General features: G+C 71.5%; 14 protein-coding genes and 4 pseudogenes. 7 read left to right on the top strand and 11 right to left on the bottom strand.

Annotated features, from left to right (window positions below):
* Positions 1–41 precede the first annotated feature (41 nt).
* The 7 genes and pseudogenes from ACZ4UV_RS31270 to ACZ4UV_RS31240 form a co-directional block, all read right to left on the bottom strand.
* Entirely contained in the window at positions 42–785 is a 744-nt protein-coding gene (locus ACZ4UV_RS31270) for a helix-turn-helix transcriptional regulator (protein ID WP_467842368.1), read from the bottom strand.
* A gap of 322 nt (positions 786–1,107) precedes the next feature.
* Entirely contained in the window at positions 1,108–2,082 is a 975-nt protein-coding gene (locus ACZ4UV_RS31265; protein WP_467842366.1) for a hypothetical protein, read from the bottom strand.
* 313 nt (positions 2,083–2,395) lie between these two features.
* Positions 2,396–2,887 (bottom strand): annotated as a pseudogene (locus ACZ4UV_RS31260) (ATP-binding protein); the annotation flags it as partial.
* An 85-nt stretch (positions 2,888–2,972) separates the two neighbouring features.
* Positions 2,973–3,344, bottom strand: coding sequence for a cupin domain-containing protein (locus ACZ4UV_RS31255; RefSeq protein ID WP_451021729.1), 372 nt, complete (start codon positions 3,342–3,344; stop codon positions 2,973–2,975).
* A gap of 182 nt (positions 3,345–3,526) precedes the next feature.
* Positions 3,527–3,955: an ATP-binding protein gene (locus tag ACZ4UV_RS31250; protein ID WP_467842363.1), complete on the bottom strand. Its 429-nt coding sequence runs from the start codon at positions 3,953–3,955 to the stop codon at positions 3,527–3,529.
* 162 nt (positions 3,956–4,117) lie between these two features.
* Positions 4,118–4,321: pseudogene (locus ACZ4UV_RS31245) on the bottom strand (SpoIIE family protein phosphatase); the annotation flags it as partial.
* 100 nt (positions 4,322–4,421) lie between these two features.
* Positions 4,422–5,879 (bottom strand): annotated as a pseudogene (locus tag ACZ4UV_RS31240) (SpoIIE family protein phosphatase); the annotation flags it as partial.
* Positions 5,880–6,181: 302 nt separating this feature from the next.
* Between ACZ4UV_RS31240 and ACZ4UV_RS31235 the strand changes: the two are divergent.
* Together ACZ4UV_RS31235 and ACZ4UV_RS31230 are read left to right on the top strand one after the other, a co-directional pair.
* A complete protein-coding gene (locus ACZ4UV_RS31235; RefSeq protein ID WP_451021726.1) occupies positions 6,182–6,898 on the top strand; it encodes a GAF domain-containing protein in 717 nt (238 codons plus the stop codon).
* Between the two features lie 338 nt (positions 6,899–7,236).
* Positions 7,237–7,878: pseudogene (locus ACZ4UV_RS31230) on the top strand (PP2C family protein-serine/threonine phosphatase); the annotation flags it as partial.
* A gap of 220 nt (positions 7,879–8,098) precedes the next feature.
* Here the strand turns inward: ACZ4UV_RS31230 and ACZ4UV_RS31225 are convergent.
* From ACZ4UV_RS31225 to ACZ4UV_RS31210, 4 genes are all read right to left on the bottom strand, one after another.
* Positions 8,099–9,025, bottom strand: coding sequence for a sigma-70 family RNA polymerase sigma factor (locus tag ACZ4UV_RS31225; protein ID WP_467842359.1), 927 nt, complete (start codon positions 9,023–9,025; stop codon positions 8,099–8,101).
* A 597-nt stretch (positions 9,026–9,622) separates the two neighbouring features.
* Positions 9,623–9,964 carry a hypothetical protein gene (locus tag ACZ4UV_RS31220; RefSeq protein ID WP_351492745.1) on the bottom strand — a complete coding sequence of 114 codons (342 nt, stop codon included), beginning with the start codon at positions 9,962–9,964 and terminating at the stop codon, positions 9,623–9,625.
* A 14-nt stretch (positions 9,965–9,978) separates the two neighbouring features.
* Entirely contained in the window at positions 9,979–11,334 is a 1,356-nt protein-coding gene (locus ACZ4UV_RS31215; protein ID WP_467842356.1) for an NAD(P)/FAD-dependent oxidoreductase, read from the bottom strand.
* 67 nt (positions 11,335–11,401) lie between these two features.
* Positions 11,402–12,505 carry an ABC-2 transporter permease gene (locus ACZ4UV_RS31210; protein ID WP_451017287.1) on the bottom strand — a complete coding sequence of 368 codons (1,104 nt, stop codon included), beginning with the start codon at positions 12,503–12,505 and terminating at the stop codon, positions 11,402–11,404.
* 62 nt (positions 12,506–12,567) lie between these two features.
* Between ACZ4UV_RS31210 and ACZ4UV_RS31205 the strand changes: the two genes are divergently transcribed.
* The 5 genes from ACZ4UV_RS31205 (at position 12,568) to ACZ4UV_RS31185 (ending at position 16,158) form a co-directional block, all read left to right on the top strand.
* A complete protein-coding gene (locus ACZ4UV_RS31205) occupies positions 12,568–13,044 on the top strand; it encodes a MarR family winged helix-turn-helix transcriptional regulator (protein ID WP_451017286.1) in 477 nt (158 codons plus the stop codon).
* Positions 13,045–13,106: 62 nt separating this feature from the next.
* On the top strand, positions 13,107–13,715 hold the full coding sequence (locus tag ACZ4UV_RS31200; RefSeq protein ID WP_451017285.1) for a flavin reductase family protein: 609 nt from the start codon (positions 13,107–13,109) through the stop codon (positions 13,713–13,715).
* A 147-nt stretch (positions 13,716–13,862) separates the two neighbouring features.
* The gene (locus ACZ4UV_RS31195) at positions 13,863–14,294 is read left to right on the top strand and encodes a GntR family transcriptional regulator (RefSeq protein WP_351492735.1); all 432 of its coding nucleotides are present in this window, start codon (positions 13,863–13,865) and stop codon (positions 14,292–14,294) included.
* Positions 14,291–15,205: an ATP-binding cassette domain-containing protein gene (locus ACZ4UV_RS31190; RefSeq protein ID WP_451017284.1), complete on the top strand. Its 915-nt coding sequence runs from the start codon at positions 14,291–14,293 to the stop codon at positions 15,203–15,205. The genes ACZ4UV_RS31195 and ACZ4UV_RS31190 overlap by 4 nt, the downstream gene beginning before the upstream one ends.
* Positions 15,202–16,158, top strand: a complete 957-nt coding sequence (locus ACZ4UV_RS31185) for a transporter (protein ID WP_451017283.1) — start codon at positions 15,202–15,204, stop codon at positions 16,156–16,158. The genes ACZ4UV_RS31190 and ACZ4UV_RS31185 overlap by 4 nt, the downstream gene beginning before the upstream one ends.
* Positions 16,159–16,237: the final 79 nt, after the last annotated feature.

The following is a 16,237-nucleotide window of genomic DNA, read 5'->3' as shown; positions in this document are numbered from 1 at the left end:
CTTCGGCGCCGCAGCCCGCGCCTCCGGAGCCGGGGCACCCCTCACCCGGTCCCGTCGGCGACATCGCCCCGTTCGACGGCCAGCCGGGTCAGTTCGACACGGGTGTTGATGTCGAGCTTGGTGAAGATGTGTCTCATGTGAGTGTTGACGGTGTGCACGGACACGTGGAGCCGGTCGGCGATCGCCCGGTTGGTGAGCCCGGCCACGACGAGCGGGATCAGTTTCCGCTCGGATTCGGTCAGACTCCCCCACCCCGGGGAGCCGACCGTGTCGAGCCGGGGCGCGCCCGCGCGCACGCCCAGCTGCCGTAGCCGCCGCCTCAGCCGTTCGCCGTCGCCCCGGGCACCCGAGGCCGACACCAGCTCACCCGCTTCTTCGAAGTACGCGATCGGCTGCGCCGTCTCGGCCGAGGCGGCCATGAGCTCGCCGAGGTCCTCGCACGCCGCGGCCAGAGCCGGTCGCCTGCCGGTGCTCCGGTAGCCGGCGACGGCGGACATGAGGGCACGCGGGTCGCTGTTGAGCAGGCCGTCCACATGGGCACGGACGGCCGCGCCGATCCGCTGACTGTCGTCCCGCGCGGTCAGGGTGCCCAGTGCGCCGGACACGGCCTGCGCGACCGACTGCTCGGCGCCGCGCAGCGCGATACGCACGATCGAGGGCCAGTGGGACGGCGGCAGGGTGAGCAGCCGCGTCGGCTCGCTTTCCTCGAAGCTGCCCGTGAGTGCCGCCACCGCTGCCTGGTGCCTGCCCTCCGCGTCCGCCAGGCAGGCGCGCGCGAGCGACACCCACAGGGCGTACCGCCGCGGTTGTGCCGGAACCGGCTTCGGCCGCGCGGAGATGGTCCCTCGTCCCGGCGAGGTCACCGCGCCTGGTCTCCACCAGTGCCAGCACGGCGCGGGCCTGCGGATTCGGCTGGGTGATCTCGAGTTCGTCCGCCACGGCCAGGCCGGCCTCGGCCTCCACGGCCGCGTCGTCCAGCGCGCCCTAGCAGGGCGCAGGCACGGCGGGCATGCCAGTGCGGCAGTGACCAGCCGAGGCCCAGCGCCTCCGCTTCGCGCCGGCCCTCACGCAGCACCCGCTCGGTGTCCCCGAGCCGGTCGGTGCTGGTCAGTACCGTGGCCAGCCACAGCGCCGGAATTCCAGGGGCCGCAGGTAGGGCACGGTGGGCTCGGCGTAGGCGCGGGCGGTGGCGGCCTCGGCGAGCTCCAGCGCTCGGCCGAGGCGGCCACGGTAGAAGGACGTCTGCGACTGGAACACCATGACGCTGACGACGACGGCTGGATCGTGGCTTCGGTAGGCGTCCGCGACCAGGCCGGTGTCCGTCTGCTCGGCGGCGGTGATGTTCCCGAGGTACACGTGGCCCGTCCCCTGGGTCTTCAGCAGCAGGACCCGCAGGTCGTGCGGCAGCGCGGGGAGGTCCAGGGCCTGCTGCAGGTGGGTCATGGCCGCGTCGTCGTCGCCCGCGGCCTGGTGAATCTCGGCGGCCACCAGGCGCGGGTTCGCCTCCTGCTGCGGCTCCAGACCGTCCGACAGGGTCGCGTCGACCAGGTCGAGCGCCTCGTGAACCCGGCGGGTCCGGCCGAGGTACTCGGCGGCGTCGGTCAGCAGTCCGACGCGGCGCCGGTCGCGCGGGGGCAGCAGGCCGGCGATCCGCTGGGCCAGGTCCGCGGCCGCGTCGGGGGCCGTCGACGACAGTTCCCGTACGGCGGTGTGCAGCATGGTCACGGCGTCGTCGTCGAGCGGACCGCCCGCCATGACGACATGCCGGGCCACCTCCGCCGACCGTGCCTCGTCGGCGCGCAGGCTCTCGGCGGCCTCCCGGTGCAGCGCGGTCCGTACGGCCGGCGGCAGGTACTCGTGGACGGCCTGGCGCAGGAGGTCGTGGCGGAAGGCGAGCCGCGGGCCGTCCGCCGAGAGCAAGTCGCTGTTCAGGGCGGCTTCCACGCCGGACAGCAGGCTGCCGACCTGCCTCCCGAGCATGCGGGCCGCCGTGCCGAGGTCGAATTCGCGGCCGAGGACGGAGCCGATCTGGAGGAGACGTGCGGCGTCCTTTCGGGAGCTGGTGCAGACGCGCGGCGACACCCTGCCGGAAGCCGACGGGTATGTCGCGGTACAGGCGGCCTGCCGCGCCCGTCCCTGCTTCGACGGCCTCCGTGTCAGGGAAAGAGCGCACCAGTTCGATCGCCAGGAACGGGTTGCCCGCGACGCCGCGCAGCATCCTGGCCAGACCGGGTGAGGGTTCCGCCCCGAGCACGTCGGCCGCGATGTGCTCCAGTTCCCGCTGGGGCAGCGGGCCGAGGGTCAGCCATCGGGCGCCGAGGCGTTCGAGGTCCTCCCGCACCCTGGCCACGGTCGGGCGCTCGGTCTCCGACCGTACCGCCAGCACCCACAGGATCCGCGAGGTGGCCAGTCGTCCGGGCAGCGTGCGCAGCGCGAAGAGCGTGGCCGGATCCGACCATTGTGCGTCGTCCACGAGCACGAGTACCGGCGTGCGCTGAGCCCGGTCCTCCAGCGCGTCCGCGATGCTGTCCAGCAACCGGAGCCGCTGGTCGTCCAGGCCCGCGGCGGCTCGGGCGGAACCGTCGTGGGCCTGCAGGACGGACTGCAGGGCGGCTCCTGCCGCATATTGATCGAACTCGTCGGCCCGTACGGAGACCACGTCGAACCCGCACCGCCGCGCGCGGTCGTCCAGCTCCGCGAGGAGCCGGCTCTTGCCGACGCCGGGCGCGCCTTCCACGACGACGCAAGCGCCTCGTCCGCCACGCACCGCCACCAGAGCCCCGCGGACGGCCGCGATCTCACGGTCCCGTCCTCGGAGGCGCAGCCCGGTCCCGGCCTGGTCTTCGCGCCCGGGGTCCAGGTGGCCCGTGGGGTCTGTGCTGCGCATGGGGCAAGCATGCGGCAGGCCATATGTGCCCTCAACGCCGGTCCCCCTGCCATGTCGGCCGGGGCCCTCCTTGCGAGCCGGCGGATCACTCGCTGGGGCGTGGGGCCCGCAAGTGGGCCCGTTTCTCCAGTTCCTCGTCGTCGACCAGGGTGAGCATCGGCTGGCCCGGCGCGCACATCATGAACACGATGTACTTGGCCGGCACCTCCGACGAGGCGTTGCCGTTCTGGTAGTGGATCACCTCACCGCCCGGCTCCCAGAACGTCTCACCCGCCTTGATCACGTGCTCCGGCTCGCCCTCGAGCTCCCACCGGACCGCTCCTTCGAGGACATAGCCGAAACACGGCCCCGAGTGACGGTGCGGAGGAGTCCCGGGGTCCCCGGGCGGCCACTCGACGAGAACCGTCATGCCCGAAGCACCCTCGGGAACGAAGGGCGGCTTGACGTCCGCCAGCATCCTGGGGCCGAACGCCGACCCGTTGTCCTGTCCGGCGGTCCCGGCCGCCGGGTCCTCTGCTGACACTGCTGCACCTCCGTAGGGCTGCCCGGAGCGGATGGTCCGGCACTGCTGCTCCAGGAACCACCCTGCATCCGGACGGCGGCCCTCACAAACCAGGAGCGCGCGGCATGGCCAACCCACTACCAGGGCAAGGGCCCGCGTCCCGCGACGACACCGGAGTCCGCGGCCGTCGCGGAGACGAGGACGGGTCGTTCCGCGGGCGCGGGCCGAACCCCGGAGGCCAGTGGGTCTGCCGCTGCGGGGGCCAGATCCTCTTCGGCCCAGACCACTTTGCCGCCCGGCACGGTGCGGAAGCCCCATCTGCGGGACAACTGGGCGACCAGAAAGAGGCCGCGGCCGTTCTCGTCATGGGTGCATGCGCTGCGCAGACGTGGGGCGCAGGCGCTCGAGTCGAACACTTCGCAGGTCAGGACCTGGTGCCGGATCAGCCGCAGGGTGATCCGGCCGCTGCCGTGGCGGACGGCGTTGGTGACCAGTTCACTGACGATCAGCTTCGTGGCGTCCGCAACACCGTCCAGGCCCCATTCGGCCAGCTGACGGGCCGCCATGTGCCGGGCGCTGCGGGCAGCGGTCTGGTCGCCGGGCAGCGTCCAGGTAGCCACCTGGGCGGGGCTGAGCGTACGGGTGCGGACGAGGAGCAGCGTGGCGTCGTCGGTGTACAGGCCGAGCAGACTTCCCTCGGGCAGTTCCAGCTCCGCGGCCTCGAAGGGGACGCCCAGGCCCATGCCCAGCGGGGTTCCGGTGGGCAGGTCGGGGAAGGCGACCCGCCCCTGCGGGTCGATGATCGCGGGCGGCGGGTGCCCGGCCCGCGCCATGGCACACCGGCGGGTGACCGGGTCGTAGACCGCGTACAGACAGGTGGCGCCGACGGCCGGGGAGTACTGCTCCGGAGCGTCGGCATCGTCCTCGGCCAGCCGCTGGACCGTGTCGTCGAGGTGGGTGAGCAGTTCGTCGGGGGGGCAGCTCCATGTCGGCGAGGGTGCGTACGGCGGTGCGGAGCCGGCCCATGGTCGCGGCGGCGTCGATCCCGTGTCCGACCACGTCGCCTACGACGAGGGCCACCCGCGCGCCGGACAGCGGGATCACGTCGAACCAGTCGCCCCCGACGCCGTGATCCATGTCGGCGGGCAGGTAGCGCGACGCCGTGTCGACCGCCGCGCCGCCCTTCAGACGGTGCGGGAGCAGGTTCCGCTGGAGGGCGAGGGCGGCGGTGTGCTCGCGGGCGTACTGGCGCGCGTTGTCCAACGCCAGCGCGGCGCGGCCCACGAGTTCCTCGGCGAGGAGCACGTCGACCTCCTGGAACGGCCCCGGGTCCGAGGTGCGGATGAACAGCACCATGCCCAGCAGGACGCGCCGCGTACGGATGGGTATGAGCATCAGGGAGTGGATGCCGTTCTCGTGGATCGTCCGCGCCCGCTCCGGGTCCTCGTCGATCCAGGTGCCCGGAGCGGCGTCCAGGACCGGCTCCAGGTGGGGCATCCCGGTGCGCAGGACGTCGGTGAAGGGTGAGGCGGGCGGCCAGGGGACCACCTCGCCGTGCGCCCACGGGGACTCCGGGACCCCGTCGTGGATCGATGCCAGACCGGCGCGCCGGAAAACGGGGAGGCGCCGGCCCGTGGCCCCGATGCGGACCGGGGGCCCTTCGCCGAACGGGACCGACTGTTCGAGGTCCACGGCGACGTAGTCGGCGAGCAGCGGCACGGCCAGGTCGGCCAGTTCCTGGCTGGTCCGCATCACGTCCAGGCTGCCGCCGAGGCGGGTACTGCCCTCGCTGAGGATGGCCAGGCGATCGCGCGCCCGCCGGCTCTCGGTGAGGTCGACGCTGATGACGCACACCCCCAGCACCTGACCGTCGGCGTCCTGGAGGCAGAAGACCGAAGCCGCGTACGTGTGCTCCCGGCGCGGGCTCGACGGCAGCCACGTCCGGTGGTCGTGGACCTTCACGGGCCCGCCCCGCATCACCTCACGCATCGCCGCCTCGAGTGTTTCGGCCTCGGCACCCGGCCGCACGTCGCTGAACCGCCGTCCGAGCCGACGGTCGCGGGAGATGCCGTCGTGGCTCTCCATCGTGTCGTTCACCCAGGTGCACCGCAGTTGCGGGTCCCGCACGACGACGCCCATGGGGACGCGGGCGAGCAGCGATTCCCGCACCAGTTCGTTCGTCGCTTCCCCTGAGGCCTCACCGATGTCGGTCACGGAGACGAGCCACCGGACCGTTTCGCCGTGCCCCCACAGCATCGAGACCCGCAGGCTCACGTCGAGCCCGTGCCCGTCCCGGTGCCGTACCGTCGTCGTGCCCGACCAGCCGCGCCGGGCCCGGCACCGGTCGACGAACTCCGCGGTCGCAGGCGCTTCTTCGGAGTACGGCAGCACGGCCGAGGCCGACCGGCCCACCACGTCGCCGGCGGGGTACCCGACCAGCCGCTCGGCGGCCCGCGTCCATCCGACCACCGTCCCCTGCTCGTCGAGCATCGCGATCGCCGACTCCGAGGGCTCGCGGATGTTCGGCTGCCTGCGGGGTGTCGCTGTGCCTGTGCTGATCATCGAATCGTCGTCCTCGGATAGGTGGCGGCGAGGCAGGCACTTGTGGCACGCCGTGCTTCGTCACCGTGCTCGATTCCGCTGTCGGACATGAGCGCGATTGCGCCCCTATTTGTCCCTTTTCAGGGCATTGACCGGACGGCGCTTTGATCTGTGACAGAGGCCACTGCCGCGACGGCGGTCCCGGCGGCTCTCCCGCGCAGGGCCGGCCGGTGCGGACGTACGGTGCTGGTATGTGCGCCACGTGGGAAGACGGCGCGGTACCGCCTTACGGGCCTCGTCCGTCCTCCGCCGCCTCCGGGCCGACACGCCGGGCGGAGCTGGACCGGCTGCTGGAGTTCGCCGTGCGCGACACGGGGGTGCTCGCGGGTGCGGTCTTCCTGCCGGCGTCCGACGGGCAGACGCTGCGGCTGGAGGTGACCACGGGGCTGCCGGCGGAGTACCTGACGCCCTGGTCCCGGGTGGCGCTGTCGAGCCCTGTCGCGGTGGCGGAGGCGCTCCGCCTGCGACGGCTGGTCTGGCTGAGCGATCCCGAGGAGTTCGCCCGGCGCTATCCGCGTACGGCGATCGCACTTCGCCACCACTGCGCGGCAGCCGCGGCACCGATCGTCACCGGCACCACGGCCTGGGGCACGCTGCTGCTCCTGTGGCCCGGGGCCGACACCGCCAGGGCCGCCGGTCCGGGACCCGACCGGGTTGCCGCCGCCTGCCGCCGTCTGGGGCGGTTCCTGCGCGAGGCCCCGACGCCGGCGACGCCGTACGTCCGGGACCGGCACCGCGCACCCTGTTGCAGCCGCCGGCCCGCAGCCGGGACCCGGCCGAGGCGCTGGCCGCGGCGGGCCTCGTCGAACGGCTGCCGGAGGGCAACTGCTCGCTCGACCTCAAGGGCACGTTCACCTACGTCAGCGCCACCGCCGCGACTCTGCTGGGCGGCAGCGTCCCCGAGCTGACCGGCACACGTCCCTGGCAGTCCTTGCCCTGGTGCGCCGGCTCACCCGTCGAGGACCGCTTCCGCGACGCCCTGGTCAGTGGCGGCCCCGCCTGCTTCACCGCCCTGCGTCCGCCGGACCACTGGCTCGCCTTCGAGCTCTACCCCGACGTATCCGGGGTGAGCGTCCGCATCTCGCCGACCGGGCCTGGCCCGGCCCCACCGGCCGGGCCCGCACGGACGGAGACGTTCCTGGGCGAGCAGATCCCCCTGGGCGAGGTCTACCAGGTGCTCCACCTGGCCGCCGCCCTCTCGGAGGCCGTGGGCGTGCGCGACGTGGTCGATCTGCTCACCGAGGAGATGCTGCCGGCCTTCGGCGCCCGGACCGTGGCCCTGCTCACGGAAGAGGACGGCAGAATGCGCGTCATCGGCCGTCGTGGATACGACCCCGGACTCCTGGAACTCTTCGACGACGCACCGCTGACCTGCCAGGCACCCCCGGTTCGGGTCCTCGCCACCCGTCGGCCCGCCTTCTTCGCCACGTTCGAGGAACTGTCCCGCGCCTACCCGCCCGCCGTCCGCCAGGAAGACCTGCACGCCTGGGTCTTTCTGCCGCTGGTCACCTCCGGGCGCCCGGTGGGCTCGTGCGTGTTCGCCTTCGACCGCCCCCACACCTTCTCCGAGCAGGAACGGGTCGTCTTCACCGCACTCGCGGGACTCGTCGCCCAGGCACTGGAACGGGCCCGCCTGTACGACGCCAGCAAGGAGCTCGCACAGACCCTGCAAGCCGCCCTGCTCCCCGACTCGCTGCCCGACGTCCCGGGCCTGGACGCGGCCGCCCGTTACCTGCCCGCCGCCCGTGGCATGGACATCGGCGGCGACTTCTACGATCTGGTCCGGGTGGACGACACCACCGCGGCCGCGTTCATCGGCGACGTCCAGGGCCACAACGTCACCGCCGCCGCGCTCATGGGCCGGATCCGTCCCTTCCTCCGCTCCTACACCGCCACCGGAACAACGCCGGCGCAGGCCCTCCAGCACACTACGAGACGTTCATCGAGCCGTACTTCACCGACGACGGCCGAGCCGATCTCGAGGTCGGCGAGAGCGCGATCCGTGCGGTCGCGGCCGAACTCGGCGTGCCCGCCTCCGTCACCGCGGCCGAGATGTACCGCACCGCGGCGTTCGAGCCCGGTTGAGGAAGCCGGGAGTGGCTCATCCGTCAACCGCCGCAAGGCCGGGCGCAGTTGCCTCGGGCGCCGGAGTCCAGAAACGCGGCGATCTTGCCGGGGTCGAACACCCACATCACCCTGCGGATGCCTTCCCGGGAAGCGGCGATCGTCAGGATCGTGGTGGGGGAACCGTCGCGGTAGATCATCACGCCCGTACGGCCGTTGGCCTCGACCAGCCGCAGGTCCGTGCCCTGCCAGAACCAGCGGGTCGCGGTGGCCAGGTTGGCCACACGCGCACGCCCCACCACAGGTACCCGGGCGGCCCCCCGCAGACCGTTGCCGTCGGACAGGCTGACGACGTCAGGGGCGAGGACGGCTTCCAGCGAGGCCACATCGCCGGTGCGAGCCGCTGAGACGAAGGCGTCCAGCAGGCGCCGATGCTCCAGCGCGTCCACACTCGAGCGCGGCTCGCCCGCAAGGCGTTTGCGCGAACGGCTCACGATCTGGCGGACGTTGACGACGCTGAGCTGCAGGATCTCGGCGATCTCCGGATAGGAGTAGTCGAACGCCTCGCGCAGGACGTACGCGGCCCGCTCGGTGGGGCTCAGCTTCTCCAGCACGAGCAACAGGGCCAGCTCCAGAGCCTCCGCCCGCTGCGCGCCCACCTCCGGATCACAACCGGTGTCGACGGGCTCGGGCAACCACGGCCCGATGTAGGTCTCCCGGCGCACCCGCGCCGACTGCGCCACGTTGATGGCCAGGCGGGTCGTCGCGCTGGACAGGAAGGCCACGGGGCTCAGCACCACGGAGCGGTCGGTCTTCTGCCAGCGCAGCCACACCTCCTGGACCACGTCCTCGGCCTCGGCCACACTGCCGAGCACACGGTAGGCGATCCCGAAGAGGCGCGCCCGGTACTGCACGAAGGCAGAGACGGCCTCGTCAAGGTCACTCGTCGCAGGGGACGACTTGAGATACATGGTCCTGTGGTCCTCGTTCCTCCGGATACGGCAGTCGCGTGGCGGGATCACATCGCTACCGCGGACAGGCAAGACGGCTTCGGCAAGCGGTCCAGGGGACAAGCGGCAACTGGAAGTCACGACTGGTCCCGTCGCAGCTGAACCAGAGATCCGGATCGGCCCCGCTCCTCTGTCGGAGCAACGGCGGTCAGGCGGAGACATCGTGGTCTAGCGGCCCGCCCCTCGGCTGACCTCAGGACTCTGTTCACGTAGTGCATGCATTATTCGCCAACCATGCCAGACTGGGTCATAACGACGTCCGGGCGCATCGCATGATCGAGTGATTCGGCCGGCCCTGGGACGGGCGGTGGACCGCGCGGCCCGCGGGCATCTCCTTCCGCCTGACGTGTCCAACCATTGACCGGCGGGGATCGGAAAATGTGACACGGTGCCCGGCACACCATGAGCGGCCGTCACACCGGCACGCGGCCCCGCGTCAGGGCAGGTCCGGACGGCCGGAGTGGCTCGGTGCACTCCCGGGGCGCATCGCATGATCTAGTGATTCGACCCGGCCGGCCGACGGCAGCGGAAGCATCGACGCGGTTCGCAGCCGGCGTTTCAGCTCAACGATTTCAGGAGCACGGCGAAGCACAGGGCCATGGCCACGCTGGTCAGGATCATCGCGGTGAGCGTTCCTCGCAGCCAGCGCGTGAAGCGGACCCGGTGCCGCTGCTGCACCTCGGTGACGTGTGCCGCGATGTGTTCCGTCACCATGCGCGCGACGTATGTCTGTTCCTTGAGGTACCAGCTCTCGATGTCCACCTTCTGCTCCCGGGTCAGCCCCGGTACTCGTGTGGTGAAGACCGTGACGCGCTGCCGTGCCGCTTCCAGATGGGCGTGCCGGTACAGGAAGGTCTCGATGTCGGTCAGGCCGCGCGCGGCCTCCTTGCTCGTGTTCATGGTGTGCTCCACGGTCATGCGGCCGTACGACCGCTCGTCGGGCTCTCGCCGGCGCGCTGCGGATCGCCGCTCGTGACGAACGCGTCGCGCGGATGCTGGACGGAGGCGAGGGAGACGAGATCCCGGCCGAAGACCGCGGCCGTGAGCCAGACCGTGAGGACGCGGATCTTGCGTTCCCATGAGGGCACGGCCAGGACGTGGTAGCCCCGGTGCATCAGCCAGGCAGGAAGCCCCTTGATGACGATCCTCTTGTACTGGAAGATGCCCCGCCCCAGCCCGAGCGTGGCCACCACCCCCAGGCTGCTGTGGCGGTAGTTCTTGATGCGCCTCCCGCGCAGGTCGGCCACGATGTTCTTCGCGAGGCGTCTGCCCTGCCGTACGGCGTGCTGGGCGTTCGGCACCGTGTGAGCCCCCGGCACCGTGGAGGCCAGGTCGGGCACGGCCGCGTCGTCCCCGGCCGCCCATGCGTCCGGGACGGGTTCGCTGCCGGTGCCCACGCGCAGGTCGGGGCGGACCACGAGCAGGCCCCGTTCGTCGATCGGAAGATCCGAGTGGTTGTGCACGACCGGATTGGAGGCGTTGCCGGCGGTCCACACGACCAGCGCGGAATCGAACTCCTCCCCGTCGGAGAGCACTACACGGCCGTCGGCGAGGGAGCGGATCTGTGTGTCGAGGTGAACGTGCGCGCCACGGCGCTCCAGGGAGCGCACCACCCAGGCGCCCGGCTTGTCCCCCACCTCGGGGAGGATCCGGCCCCGGGCCTCGACCAGGTGGAAGGAGAGTTCGTCAGCGCTCAGCTCCGGGTACGACTTGAGCATCGCCGTCGCGAGCGACAGGAGTTCCCCGAAGCCCTCGACCCCGGAGAACCCGCCGCCCACGAACGTGACGGTCAACAGCCGTCGCCGCTCGGCGCCGGGAGGCAGGGAGGCCGCCTGGTCGAACGCGGTCATCAGCCGGTCGCGGATGGCCACCGCCTCTTCGACGTGCTTCAGACCGATCGCGTGCTGGGCGAGCCCCGGGATGGGAAAGGTGCGGGTCACGGCACCGGCGGTCACGACGAGGGTGTCGTAACGCAGTTCGTACTCCGCTCCGTCGGCGGGTCGTACCGTGACCGTCCGGTCCGCGTGGCGGATCGCGGTCACGGTTCCCGCGATCAGCCGGGCGCGGCTCAGGTGCCGCCTCAGCGACACGGCGGCGTGCCGGGCCTCGACCGATCCGGCCGTCACCTCCGGCAGAAACGGTTGGTACGTCATGTACGGGCGGGGGTCGACAACCGTGACCCGCGCCTCTGCCGCACTGAGCCTCTTCTCCAGGCCCCATGCGGCGTAGAAGCCTGCATAGCCGCCACCGACGATCACAATTTCGCGCATCAGACCCTCTGTTTGTTGTTCGACACCCCTTAGACAAGACAGGGCCAGAAGGTGTGACAGGGCGGTCTCATGACCTCGCGGCGTACACGATCCCGGCCGATGCGGCGATCCGGTCCAGCAGGAAAAGCCCCGCCACGCAGAGCGCGATCCATGTCGACAGCACCACTATGCCGCTGGTCAGTCCGTCGTGGTGGAAGTAGGCGATCCCGTCCAGCGCGCGGACGCCGACGCCCGCGGGCATGACCGAGGCGAGCGGCTTCAGCCAGCCGGGCAGGAATTCGGGAGGCAGCACTCCACCGCTGGTGGCGTTCCCCATGACGAGCATGAAGATCGACGCCAGCGGAACCCCGACCGGACCGAAGATGCGGATCAGGAGCACGGTGGCCGCCGCAACGGCCCCCGCCATCAGCGTCACGAGTCCCGCGATGCCCAGGAAGGGGCCGGATATGGCGCCGAAGGCCGTACTCGCGATGAGGGTCGCCCCCAGCCCGCCGAGGACCGCGAACAGCGCCAGACTGGACACGCGCTGCCCGAAGGACAGGCGCGGTGCCACCTGATAGGTCATCTGGCCGAAGAGGAAGCCCGAGAGCACCAGGCCGAACGACGCGTAGAAGACCGACAGGCCGCGGCTGTCCCCGGACGAAAGGGGGAGGATGTCGGTCACGGGCATCTTGTGACCCGCCGTCTGGCAGCCGGAGCCGCACAGCGTGCCGAGGGGTGCCACCAGCGCGGACACGGCGGGACCGTTCGCGCCGGCGTAGACGATCCTGGGCGTTCCGTCGTCGGCCAGCAGCGCGGCGTACGCGCGGCGGTGCTCGACCGCCCAGCGGGCCGAGGCGTCGTCCTGGTAGCGGTCCACCTGGAAGGCGTCCGGCGAGACGCGCTGGAGCCGGACGTCGAAGAGCGCCGCGGTCTTGTCGGACGCGGCCACGGCGATCGGCAGGCGGTGCGCCTTGGGCGTATGGAAGGCGGCGAGAAAAACGCTGACGAAGACCAGACCGATGGTGAGCACGGTGATGACGGGCTTGAGCACCGCCTTCCGGCCGGTCAGCCCCGAACGCTCGGGGGGAGCGTCGGTCTGCGGACCGGGGCGGTGACGGTGTCGCGCCGGCCCTGGGTCCGCGCCGGGGAGATGATCTTGGCTTGTGGAGGTGGTGGTGGTGCTGGGCACGGTTCCCCGATCCTCATGATGTAAGGTACCTGATATAAGTTAACAGATACGTGGAGTATGCAGTGACAGTGTGGGATCCCGGCGAGCGCATCGGCTATCTGCTCTGGCAGCTCTCGCAGGCCTACGCGCAGCGCATCGAACAGGCGCTTCGCCCGCTCAGGCTGACCCAGGCGCAGTACAGCGCGCTGGTGCGGCTGACCCGGGACGGCACCATGTCCAGCGCCGAACTCGCCCGCCGCTGCGGCGTCACCGCCCAGTCGATGGGCACGGCGCTGCGCGACCTGGTGGAGCGTGGGCTGGTCCGGCGGCAGGCCCACCCCACCCACGGGAAGATCGTCGAGATGTCCGTCACCGCCGCCGGGGTGGAGCTGGCACGGCAGGGCGAGGGCGTACTGGAACCGTGCGAGCGGGAAGCCCTCCAGGCCTTTCTGCCCGAGGAGCAGGAACAGGTGCGCGAACACCTCCAGCGCATGCTCGGCACCCTCAACCCACGGGCGCTCGGAGCCGCCGGGCCACCCGACGAGACGCACGGTGCATGAGCCGGCACGACACACCCGGCGGGCTGCGGAAGGCCCAGGTGTGCCGGTCCGATACTCGGTCCATGCGTGTGGAATACGCCCCCGAGGCGATGAGCAGCACGGACTTCTACAGGTTTCTGACGTCGGTCGTCATTCCCCGGCCGATCGCATGGGTCTCCACGATCACACCCGACGGAAGGACCGAGAACCTGGCCCCGCACTCCTTCTTCAGCATCGCCAGCACCGATCCCCCGATCGTCCAGTTCACCTCGATCGGCCGTAAGGACTCGCTGCGGAACGTCGAGGAGACCGGGGAGTTCGTCGTCAACTTCTCGTCCGAACCGCTCCTGCAGCTCATCAACGCCACGGCCGTCGACTTCCCGCGCTCGGTGAGCGAGTTCGACACCGCGGGCATCGAGCGGGAGGCCAGCCGAAGCGTGCGTCCGCCCAGGGTGGCGGCCGCCCATGTGGCTCTGGAGTGCCGTTCCCACACCACCCTGCGCATGGGGAACTGCACCCTGGTCTTCGGACGGGTGCTCCATGCCGCGGTCGACGAGAACTACCTCGCCGACGGCCGCCCCAGCAGCGAGCTGCTGCGCCCGCTGACCAAGCTCGGCGGCGACGAATGGGGCACTCTCGGCGAGGTGCTGCACCTGAACCGCATCCCGTACGAGGAACCCGGCACCGCCTGATTCCCCTCGTGTCCCACCCGGGCGGCAGGGCCCCGGCGGCACCCCGTCCCCGCTCACGCGCTCACAGGCGTTTGACAGCGCGACCGGAGATCCACCATGCTTCCATTAATTCATTAGCACAAGCGTGGTGGAACCGAGGAAGACGACGTGATCGACTACCGGATCGACCGTGGCAGCGGCGTACCGGCCTATGTGCAGATCGTCGAGCAGACCGAACGAGCGCTCCGGATGGGCTTCCTCAAGGTCGGGGACAAGCTGCCCACGGCCAAGGAGGTGGTGGCGGCGACCGCCATCAACCCCAACACCGTGCTCCGGGCGTACCGCGACCTGGAGCAGGCCGGCCTGGTCGAACTGCGCCGCGGCCTCGGAACCTTCGTGACGCGATCACTCGCCCGGCCCGGCGCGGAGGACGACTCGCCGCTGCGCCGGGAGGTGACCGGCTGGGTGGCACGTGCCCGGGCCGGAGGCCTGGAACGGGCCGATGTCCTCGCCATGGTCACAGCGGCCCTGGACGCCCACGACAACGAACACGACAGCCACACCCCGGGCGACCGGGAACGCAGGAAGGAGGACGCATGACCGGGCCTGACGCGCCGGCCGCGCTGCGCGCCACGGGACTCGGATTCCGGTACCGAAGGCGGGGCGACTGGGCCCTGCGGGACTGCGAGTTCACCGTACCCGGCGGTCGTATAGCCGCCCTCGTCGGACGCAACGGCGCCGGCAAGAGCACCCTGTTGCACCTGGCCGGCGGCCTCCTGCGAGCCGGCTCCGGGGACCTGCGGGTGCTGGGCGCCGCGCCCGGCACCACCGAGGCCCGCACCCGGGTCGCCCTGCTCACCCAGGACAAGCCGCTCTACCCCCGTTTCACCGTGGCGGACACCCTGCTGATGGGCCAGAAGCTGAACTCCTCGTGGGACCGCCGGGCCGCCGAGCGGATCGTCCACGAGGGCGGCATCACGCTCCACGCCCGCGTCGGCGAACTCTCGCCCGGCCGGCGCACCCGCGTCGCGCTCGCCCTGGCCCTCGGCAAACGGCCCGAACTCCTGCTGCTCGACGAGCCGTTGGCCGACCTCGACCCCGTGGCACGAGGCGAGATCATGGCGGCGCTGATGGCCGAGGCCGCCGAGCGCGGCACGAGCATCGTGCTCTCCTCGCACGTGCTGCCCGAGCTGGAGGAGACCTGCGACTGGGTGCTGATGCTGCGCGACGGCCGCGCCGAACTGAGCGAGGACGCCGAGGCGCTGCGCGAGAGTCACGCCGTACTGACCGGACCCGCCGACCGGGCCGACGCCCTGGCCGCACAGCACACCGTCGTACACCGCCGTACCGCCGGCAGACAGCTGACCGCCCTGGTGCGGCAACGCGGACCACTGCGCGGCGACTGGCACGCGGCACGGCCCCGGCTGGAGGACATCCTGATCGGCCATCTCCAGGCCGAGGAGGCGCCGGGCCTCCCCGCCGCGGCCGAGCGGACGGAGGCGGCGGCGTGAAAGGCTCCCTCTGGCTCGCCTGGCGCCAGCAGCGCGTCGCCACCGGCGTCGGCGCGGCCGCCCTGCTGCTCACCGCGGCGATCGCCGCGTACTACCGCTCGGGCATGCTGGACGCCCTGCACAGCGGGCTGTTCGACCACTGCGCCACCGGGCCGCTGTACTGCACACGGTCCGACACCGGCCTGCTGCTCCTGCTCGACGTCGAGCCGCTGAAGTACCTCGGGGCGCTGAACATCGTCCTGCCCGTCGTCATCGGCGTCTTCTGGGGCGCCCCGCTGCTGGGTCGCGACCGGGAACTGGGCACCCATCGCCTGGTCCTCTCCCAGGGGCTGAGCCGCGGTCAGTGGTTCGCTTCCCGGTTCGCCCTGGCCGCGGCGACCACGACCGCCCTCTCCGGCCTGCTCGCGGGAGTGTTCGCCTGGTGGTGGCGGCCGGCCGCCGACCGCAGCTACGGCCTGTTCTGGTACGACACCACGGCCCTGAGCGGCTCGGGCCCCCGTGTCGTCGCGGCCGCCCTGTTCGGCCTGGCAGCCGGCACCCTGCTGGGCCTGCTGGCCCGCCGGGTCCTGGCAGCGATGGGCCTGACCCTGCTGGTGACGGGGACGACGGCACTCCTGCTGGAGTGGACGCACTGGACCCGGCTCCTGGTGCCGCCGCACACCTACGTCAGCGCCGGCAGCACCCCCAAGGCGCCGATGGGCGAGAAGTGGTCGACCGGCAACTACGGCCTCATCACGGCCTCCGGTCGCCACGACTCCGTGTTCAACTGCGCCTACCCGTCAGGTACCCAGCTCAAGGAGTGCATGACGGCACACGGGTACGTGGCCCGCTTCTACGAGGCCAACCCGGCCGGTGACTACTGGACCTTCCAGTGGACCGACACCGCGGTCCTCGGCGGCCTCGCCGCCCTGCTCACGGTCGTCACGGTGCTGCTCCTGCGCCGCCGCGTCTGACGTCGTCGCCGTACCGTCTCGCTCACTCCTCACCCTTCACCCCTCACCTGGATTCCGCTCTTCTCCTTCTTCCCTACGG

The sequence above is a fragment of the Streptomyces sp. NPDC028289 genome (assembly GCF_055565975.1).
The sequence above is the reverse complement of the archived record's forward strand: the minus strand, read 5'-3'. Positions and strand labels throughout refer to the sequence as shown.

Bases quoted from the DNA above. Each gene is read 5' to 3' on its own strand.
- ACZ4UV_RS31255 (WP_451021729.1), bottom strand. From the start codon at position 3,344: ATGCTGGCGGACGTCAAGCCGCCCTTCGTTCCCGAGGGTGCTTCGGGC.
- ACZ4UV_RS31250 (WP_467842363.1), bottom strand. From the start codon at position 3,955: ATGGCGGCCCGTCAGCTGGCCGAATGGGGCCTGGACGGTGTTGCGGAC.
- ACZ4UV_RS31235 (WP_451021726.1), top strand. From the start codon at position 6,182: ATGTGCGCCACGTGGGAAGACGGCGCGGTACCGCCTTACGGGCCTCGT.
- ACZ4UV_RS31225 (WP_467842359.1), bottom strand. From the start codon at position 9,025: ATGTATCTCAAGTCGTCCCCTGCGACGAGTGACCTTGACGAGGCCGTC.
- ACZ4UV_RS31220 (WP_351492745.1), bottom strand. From the start codon at position 9,964: ATGAACACGAGCAAGGAGGCCGCGCGCGGCCTGACCGACATCGAGACC.
- ACZ4UV_RS31215 (WP_467842356.1), bottom strand. From the start codon at position 11,334: ATGCGCGAAATTGTGATCGTCGGTGGCGGCTATGCAGGCTTCTACGCC.
- ACZ4UV_RS31200 (WP_451017285.1), top strand. From the start codon at position 13,107: ATGCGTGTGGAATACGCCCCCGAGGCGATGAGCAGCACGGACTTCTAC.
- ACZ4UV_RS31190 (WP_451017284.1), top strand. From the start codon at position 14,291: ATGACCGGGCCTGACGCGCCGGCCGCGCTGCGCGCCACGGGACTCGGA.